A 7791-nucleotide genomic window follows, 5' to 3' on the forward strand; every position below is an offset into this window, starting at 1 on the left:
GCTCGGACAGTCCTGCTCACGACGGAGGCCACATTAAGTGGCCTCCTGTTCGTGCGGAACTCGCGATAAAGTTCATATATGGCGGCAGGCGCCCGCCCCGCCCCCGAGGAGTTCCCATCCCAAATCTCAACTCTGTTATCATAATTACGATAATATTCTGATAGCTCAGGAGGTAGCTGTGAATATTAGGCCAGTCTCAGATCTTAGAAATCACTACCCGGATGTTGAACGCGAAGTCGAACAGGAGGGTCCGGTTTTTCTAACTAAAAACGGGCGGGGCTCTATGGTCGTCATGAGCTTTGAGCAGTACAAGTCACTGTGCAATACAATCGAGAGCGCACTTGATGCCGCTGATCGTCAGGCTGCCAGCATGCAACTTCGCTATACACACGACGATGTCTTTGGCTCTGTCAGAAAAATGCTCGACGGCGGTCTCGATGAACAGGCACTATAAGCTCCGCTATCTTCCCCTATTTTGGGAGGACCTCAGCCAAGCAGCGTCATATATCGCCTTTGATCTCAATAACCCCGCTGCAGCAAATAGGCTTGTCGACAATGTTGAAGCAGGCATACTCGAGCATCTCAAGAATCCAACCATGGCACGAACAGGAGGCCACTTAATGTGGCCTTCGTCTTGCGCAGGACTGTAGAGCAGGAAACCTTATATCCGGCCCCTCCGGTCGGGAACCGCGCCCATACGACTACAGCGTCATGTTTGGATCGGCGTCGACGTCGAACGGCGAGATTTCACCTCGGTCGAATTTGCGGCGAGCGACCTCCGCAATCATGGCGGCGTTGTCAGTACAGGCCGAGAGAGGCGGCACCGTTACGCGAATCCCCTGACGCCCGAGTTTCTTAATCATCATCTCGCGCAGATGCGGGTTGGCCGAGACGCCGCCACCGATGCAATACTCCTTGCACCCGGTGGCGTGCAGGGCGTTCTTGGCCTTCTTGTACTGCACGTCAAAGACCGCCGCCTCAAACGAGGCCGCAAGGTCGGGCAGGTGAATCGTGCGCCCAGCCTTGGTCTCCTGCTCAATATAGAGCGTCACCGCCGTCTTGAGGCCCGAAAGCGAGAATCGATAGTCTCCCCTGCTGTTAAGCGCACGGGGAAAATCGATCGCGCGGGGATTGCCCGTCTCGGCGAGCTTGGAGATGATGGGGCCGCCGGGATAGCCCAGGCCCAGCGCCTTGGCAACCTTGTCGAAGGCTTCGCCCACGGCGTCGTCCAGCGTCTCGCCAAGTACCTCGTAGTCGCCCCATGCCTTTACGTGCACGAGCATGGTGTGCCCACCCGAGACAAGCGTAAAGACAAACGGCGGCTTAAGGTCGGGCTGCGCCAGCAGGTTGGCGAACAGGTGACCCTCCAGATGATTGACGCACACGAGCGGTTTACCGGCAGCATACGCAAAGCCCTTGGCAAAGGCGACGCCCACCACCAGGGCACCCACCAGGCCCGGGCCTTGCGTCACACCCACGGCGGCAAGCTCACTTGGCGCAATCGCTCCACCCTCAAGGCCAAGCGATACCGCGGCATCTTCAAGCGCCGCATCTACGACACTCACAATCACCTCGACATGCTTGCGCGAGGCGATCTCGGGCACCACGCCGCCAAAGCGAGCATGAAAATCAATCTGCGTCGACACCTGGTTGGCCAGCATATTGCCGTCCGCATCGATAATCGCAACAGCCGTCTCGTCGCAAGAGCTCTCGATGGCAAGAACTAGGCGACGGCGCTCGATTTCGGCACGCTCCTCGGCGGTGCGCTCGGGCTCAGGCAGCGGCCAGACGCGCTGCTCGGCAGCCGTTGGCTCGGGCGAGGCATTGTCGAGAGGAAGCACCAGGGGCAGCGACGCCGTCATGACGATGGCATCCTTGCCGACGCCGTAGTAGCCACGGCGACGACCCGCCTCGGTAAAGCCCAAGGCGCTATAGAGCGCAATCGCACCCTCGTTGCCGTCCTCAACCTCAAGCGAAGCAGTGGTGCAGCCGAGCATCTGGGCGTCATAGCTCACGTGCGACAGCAGCTTGCGGGCAATGCCCTCGCGACGATGAGCAGGATCAACCGCGACGTCCATAATCTGAACGTCACCGTCGACGACCATGCCGCCGGCAAGTCCCAGCAGCTGACCGTCGTCGTGCGCCACCCACCAGCTACGCGGTGCGGCAACGCCCTCTCCCAGCTCGGACAGGAACATGCCCGGCGTCCACGCCTCGTGTCCGGCGCCTTCAAAGCAGGCGGCCTCCAATGCGCTCGCGCCCTCGGCATCCGCCGCGCCCATGGGACGGAACTGCAGATGGCGGCCGGCGAGCTCGTCGGCAACACCCGTAATCTCGCTCTGGGCGCTCTCGGCAAGCCCAAGGCGCTTACGCTCATTTTCCTCGGCATCCGAAAGACGCGTGTAGATCGGCAAAACGCGAGCCGGATTACCGTCGCCCGCGGCGTGCGCCATCAGAAGGCCCTCGCCCGAGGGCCACCACAGGTCTCGTTCCACGCAGCGCGCAGTCTCGTCCTCACTCAGCAGCTTGCCATAACGTACGAGACCGTCACCAGTCAGCTTAACCTGGCCCCAGTCCGCGGCCTGGCGCCACTCATCAAGCGCCACGGCGGCTTTGACCACGTGTTCGCGCTCAAACAGACGCTCGGGACCTTCGTCCCCCAGCACGTACAGAGCCGGATACACCTCGCCACGCATGGCGTCGGCAAGAACACCAAGCTTGCCGCGCACGCCAGCCTTCCACGCCGTCCAGGCGCAAGCGTCAAGTGTCGACACGCCCAGCAGCGGCACGTTGGCACCGCGCGCCAGACCCTTAGCGGTCGAGATGCCAATGCGAACGCCCGTAAACGAACCCGGGCCGCGTCCAACCACATAACAGCCGACATCGCCGCGATTCAGCCCGGCCTGCGCCAACACGTCATCGACGGTATTCACAAGTTCCACGTTGGCATGGCGACGACACAGATGGTCCCCGCTCACCAGCTTCGCCTCGCCCGTCTGCTCATCAATCCAGCTTGCCGCGCAGGCAAGCATGTCGGTCGAAGTATCGAGCGCCACTACCAGCGCGTTGTCGTTATGCAAGCTCATCTTGTACAGCCTTATCAATCAAATCGAAAAGCTCCGTCGCGCGCTCGCCGTGCGCCTCGAGCGCGATCGTTCGCACGTCGCTATCGTCCTCATCGCGCCTAAGCGTCACCGAGAGATACTCATCCGTCAGCTCGTCCTGAAACTGCTCGCCCCATTCCAACAGGCAAGCGCCCTCATAGCCGAGCACGTCAAAAATGCCCGTATCCTCGAGCTCGTAGGCATGCTCCAAGCGGTACAGATCAAAATGGAACAGCGGAATACGCCCCTGGTCGTGAACGGCCATGAGCGCGAACGTAGGACTCGTGACCATATGCTCATCGCCCAAGCCGCGCGAAACGCCCTTGGTAAAGTGGGTCTTTCCCACGCCCAAGCCGCCGGTCAGTATCAGCACATCGCCATTTTCTAGACACGGTGCAATCAACTCGCCAAATTGCTCCGTATCGGCAGTACGAGCCGTTTTGTAGGTACCTAGCCCCAGGCGCTCCAGGGACATATACGCTCCTTATTATTCCGAGGCGCCCTCTGGCGCGGGATGTCGCACCAGATAGTCGCCCAGCATCTTAAAGTCTTCCTCCAGCAACTCCTGCCACGCCGGATTGCGCAGCGCCGCCGCGGGATGAAACGTCGGCATCACCACAAAGTGCCCCATCTGATGGAACCTGCCGCGCAGCTTGGTAATGCCAATCTCGGTCTTGAGCACAAAGTGCGTTGCGGGATTGCCGAGCGTCACGATGATATCGGGCCAGATGCTTCGAATCTGCTCGCGCAAAAACGGTGAGCAAGCAAGCACTTCCTCGGGACGCGGATTGCGGTTTCCCGGCGGGCGACATTTAAGCACATTGGCGATATAGACATCTTCACGCTTAAGGCCCGCCAGGGACAGAATGCCGTTGAGGTCTTCACCCGCCGCCCCCACAAAGGGCTCGCCCTGTAAATCCTCGTTACGGCCCGGCGCTTCACCAATAAACATCACGCGAGCGCGGGGGTTTCCCACCCCAAACACGATATTGTGGCGCGACTGGTAAAGCTGGCAAAGGCGGCAATCACCCAGGACGGCCTCGATCTCCTCGAGTGCAACTTCGCGCGGCGCCTGATGGCTATGGCCGGGGATGTGCATAACGCCCATAGCGGCCCCTACACGTAGACCTTGTCGAGACGCATGCCAAAGCCGCAGGCGACCTCGTAGTTAATCGTGCCGCGCAGGCGCGCCATCTCATCCATGGTAATCTCGGCATCGCCATCGCGACCGATAATTATCATCTCGTCGCCATGTTCGGCCTCGGGAATCTCGTGAGCCGGGTTGGACTGAATGGCAACCATAAACTGATCCATGCAGATATTTCCGACCTGACGCACGCGCTCACCGCGATACAGCACGTCCATACGATTGGAAAGCGTGCGCGAAAGGCCGTCGGCATATCCGATCGGCAGCGTGCAGATCTGAACGCGTGTGCGCGGTACGCGGTAGGTAAAACCGTAGCCTACGCCCTCGCCCATCGCAGGATGCGCCACGCGCGTCACGCGCGCATGAACGCTCATAACGGGATCAAGCTGCATCACGCGGCCACTCAGCTCGCACGGCTGCATGCCATACAAGCCAACGCCAGCGCGAATCATATCAAAATGCATCGAGGAGTCGAGCATCGAGGACGGCGTGTTGGCACAGTGCACGATACCGCACTCAAAGCCCGCATCCTTAATGGCCTGAACGGCCTCGGTAAAGCGCTGGCACTGCAGCTTGTAGTCCCAACCCGATGGTTCGTCGGCCGTGGCAAAGTGCGTAAATACGCCGTCGCACTGAATACCGCGATGGAAATTAATACCGCGGACAAAGTCGAGCACCTGCGTGTAGTGAACGCCGATGCGGTTCATACCCGTCTCGATGGCAAGATGATACTTGCCCACCTTGCCCGCCGCGACGGCACATTCGCCATACGCAAGAGCAAAATCGGACGTATAGACCGAGGGCATGATATCGAACTCGAGCAATGAAGGAATAGCCTCGATGGGAGGCTCGCTTAGAATCAGGATGGGCTTGGTGATTCCGCCCTGGCGCAACTCAATACCCTCGCTGACCGTCGCCACGGCAAACATGTCGGCACCGGCCGAATACATGATCTTGGCGCACTCGACGGCTCCATGACCATAAGCATCGGCTTTAACCACGCAGCACAGGCGCTGACGCGGATCTAGCAAGTTCTTATAGGCCCTCGTATTGCGGCGGAGCGCCCCGCGGTCGATCTCGACCCAGGACCAACGCGTCAAATCGGCTTTATTCATGATTAGTCATCCGACCCTTCGTCCATGATTCCCAGATCATCGAGCGCATCCTTTGCCGCCAATTCCATGGCGGGACCGATCAAATCGATAAGATCGGTCGCGATAACGCTCTTCTCGCCATACTCCGTCGCCGCAGCAAAGCCGGCATAGCTGTGGAGTGCGACGGCATACGAGTACAGCAGCTCCCAACGGTCCATCTCGTCACGCATGGTCGCAAGCGTTCCTGCAAGGATACCTGCGAGGACATCACCCGAGCCAGCGGTCGCCAACGACGCTGGGCCCGAAAGCGGCAGCAGCACGCGCTCGACGCCGCAAATGGCCGTCGTCGGGCCCTTAGCGATAACAACGAGATTATCGGAACCGGCAGCCCAGACAATCTTTTGAGCAGCGGCAATCGCAGTGCCAAGATCATTGACCTCGTCGCCGGCAACGAGACGCGAAAGCTCGCGATAATGCGGCGTCATAACGAGCGGCTGCTCGCGACGGTACATCTCGGGATTACTGTCGATGCCGTCGATTGCAATCTTGGCAAGGCAGTTGAGCGCATCTGCATCTAGGATAAGCGGCACATCGAGCTCAAGCAGGCCCGAAACGACTTGCATCGATCCGGCAGACGTCGTCATGCCAGGCCCGCACACAACGCAGCTGTACTTCTTAGCAATCTCGCACACTGTCATACGCGCAGCGGCACCAAAAGATCCACGGGAATCAGACGGAATGGCGAAAACGGGAATCGACGGGAGCGCCATACGAATAAGGTTGGCGCACGCATCGGGCGTCGCAACGGCCACATAACCGGCACCAGCACGAGCGGCAGACTTTGCGGCCATGATGGCGGCACCAGGATATTGTGCCGACCCGGCAACGATGAGCACAGAGCCGCGCGAATACTTATCGATATTCGTGGGCAGCGGGGCAAAGTAGTCCACCAGATCACCGGGCTCAACGATCTCGGCAGCATGATCGACATCATCGATGACTTCGTCGAGGCGGTCGTACAGACCGCCACACACCAGGTCGCCAGCATACTCCGGACCATCAGCGCTGTAGAGGCCGATCTTAGGGGCAATCATCGTCACGGTACGCTCGGCACGGATGCAGTCGTCATCCACAACGCCCGTCTCGGCATTCAGGCCCGAGGGAACATCGATAGAAACAACGTGATCGGCGCACTCGTTAACCGTAGGAATCCAAATAGAAAACGGCGCACGAAGGTTGCCGTGAAAACCGGTACCAAAAATAGCATCGACCACGACATCCGCTTTGTTAATGAGAACCTCTAGCTCGTCTCGCGAAGGCCCAACGCACACATGAACGTCGCGACCGGCGGTGCGACGGGCAACGTGACGAGCAAGGGCAGCAGGAATCTCATCCGGCTCAACTGGAGAAACGATATCAACATCAACGCCCTTATGGGTCAGGATATCCGCAGCGACCCAACCATCACCGCCATTATTGCCAAAGCCGACCAGCACAAGAACGCGATCAGGGTTGAGCTTTAAAATCTCGTTGGCGGCAAATTCACCTGCCAACTCCATGAGCTCGGCCTTCGAGGTGCCCTCGCGCTCGATGATATCCTCGAGGCGAACGACTTCCTCGGTACTCAAAACCGGTTTCATCTATGCTCCTTGCGTATCTTGCGGATCATCGATCAAATGCTCCGACAAAACAGATTGTTGCAGCTGATCAAGCTCATCCAATACAGAACGAGCCTCTTTAAATGTCTGGGCAACGCGCTCCTTGGTGCTCATTTTTTCTTCCTTAGGCTTAGGTCGAGCATCCTCGGTAATCGCAATGGCATTAGCGACAGCCAAGTCACCCGTAAGGGTAATAGAAAGAGCAACCTCGACAACACCCAAATCCTGGGCGATTTCGAGAGCGCGACCAGAAAGCAGAGCCTTTGGCTTGCCGAGCCTATCGCGTGTTACGGAAACGTCCTTACGTCCAACGCCCTGACTAAACCCCGTTCCAAGTGCCTTAAGTACCGCTTCGCGAGAGGCAAAGCGGCTGGCATAATGAGCGGCAGGGCGAGACGACGCATCGCAATACGCACGCTCTTCATCGGTAAACACGCGCCGGGCAAACGACGGAGTCTTCTCAAGAATTGATTTCATTCGGGAAATCTCGACGATATCAACGCCGATACCAGCTTCAGCCATGTTCACCTCCATGCTACACAGACTACGATATTGTAGCCCGTTCAAAGAAGATGCGACAAACGAGGGTTATAAAACACAGCTACTATGTGAGACAAATTGACTGAGAAACGAAAAAGGGGGAGGCCGCGAGGCCTCCCCCTTCCCAGTCCAAGCGCACGGCTCGGTGCCGTCCACCGGTCAGCGGCGCCCTGGCCTCCCACGGGCTGGCCCCGCAGTACTCTCGGCGCGATGGGGCTTAGCTTCCGGGTTCGGAACGGGACCGGGCG

General features: G+C 59.0%; 7 protein-coding genes and 1 rRNA gene. 1 reads left to right on the forward strand and 7 read right to left on the reverse strand.

Annotation, left to right across the window (positions count from 1 at the left end; translation table 11 throughout):
• The first annotated feature begins 178 nt into the window (after positions 1 to 178).
• Positions 179 to 454 carry a type II toxin-antitoxin system prevent-host-death family antitoxin gene (locus tag ACTNA2_RS08850; RefSeq protein WP_370450553.1) on the forward strand — a complete coding sequence of 92 codons (276 nt, stop codon included), beginning with the start codon at positions 179 to 181 and terminating at the stop codon, positions 452 to 454.
• 247 nt (positions 455 to 701) lie between these two features.
• On the opposite strand, the gene tsaD is transcribed toward ACTNA2_RS08850, so the two are convergent.
• From tsaD to rrf, 7 genes are all read right to left on the reverse strand, one after another.
• Complete coding sequence (gene tsaD, locus ACTNA2_RS08855) at positions 702 to 3086, reverse strand: tRNA (adenosine(37)-N6)-threonylcarbamoyltransferase complex transferase subunit TsaD (protein ID WP_441049341.1); 2385 nt, start codon at positions 3084 to 3086, stop codon at positions 702 to 704.
• On the reverse strand, positions 3073 to 3579 hold the full coding sequence (gene tsaE / locus ACTNA2_RS08860; protein WP_441049343.1) for a tRNA (adenosine(37)-N6)-threonylcarbamoyltransferase complex ATPase subunit type 1 TsaE: 507 nt from the start codon (positions 3577 to 3579) through the stop codon (positions 3073 to 3075). Before tsaE ends, tsaD begins: the two co-directional genes overlap by 14 nt.
• A 12-nt stretch (positions 3580 to 3591) precedes the next feature.
• On the reverse strand, positions 3592 to 4212 hold the full coding sequence (locus ACTNA2_RS08865) for a uracil-DNA glycosylase (RefSeq protein WP_154515160.1): 621 nt from the start codon (positions 4210 to 4212) through the stop codon (positions 3592 to 3594).
• Between the two features lie 8 nt (positions 4213 to 4220).
• Positions 4221 to 5366: an alanine racemase gene (alr, locus tag ACTNA2_RS08870; RefSeq protein ID WP_441049345.1), complete on the reverse strand. Its 1146-nt coding sequence runs from the start codon at positions 5364 to 5366 to the stop codon at positions 4221 to 4223.
• 2 nt (positions 5367 to 5368) lie between these two features.
• Complete coding sequence (locus ACTNA2_RS08875) at positions 5369 to 6985, reverse strand: NAD(P)H-hydrate dehydratase (protein ID WP_441049347.1); 1617 nt, start codon at positions 6983 to 6985, stop codon at positions 5369 to 5371.
• Positions 6986 to 7525, reverse strand: a complete 540-nt coding sequence (acpS, locus tag ACTNA2_RS08880; RefSeq protein ID WP_441049349.1) for a holo-ACP synthase — start codon at positions 7523 to 7525, stop codon at positions 6986 to 6988.
• 175 nt (positions 7526 to 7700) lie between these two features.
• Positions 7701 to 7791, reverse strand: a 5S ribosomal RNA gene (gene rrf, locus ACTNA2_RS08885); the annotation flags it as partial.

The sequence above is a fragment of the Collinsella sp. HCP28S3_E9 genome (assembly GCF_052065455.1).
In the GTDB taxonomy this organism is placed as follows: Bacteria; Actinomycetota; Coriobacteriia; order Coriobacteriales; family Coriobacteriaceae; genus Collinsella.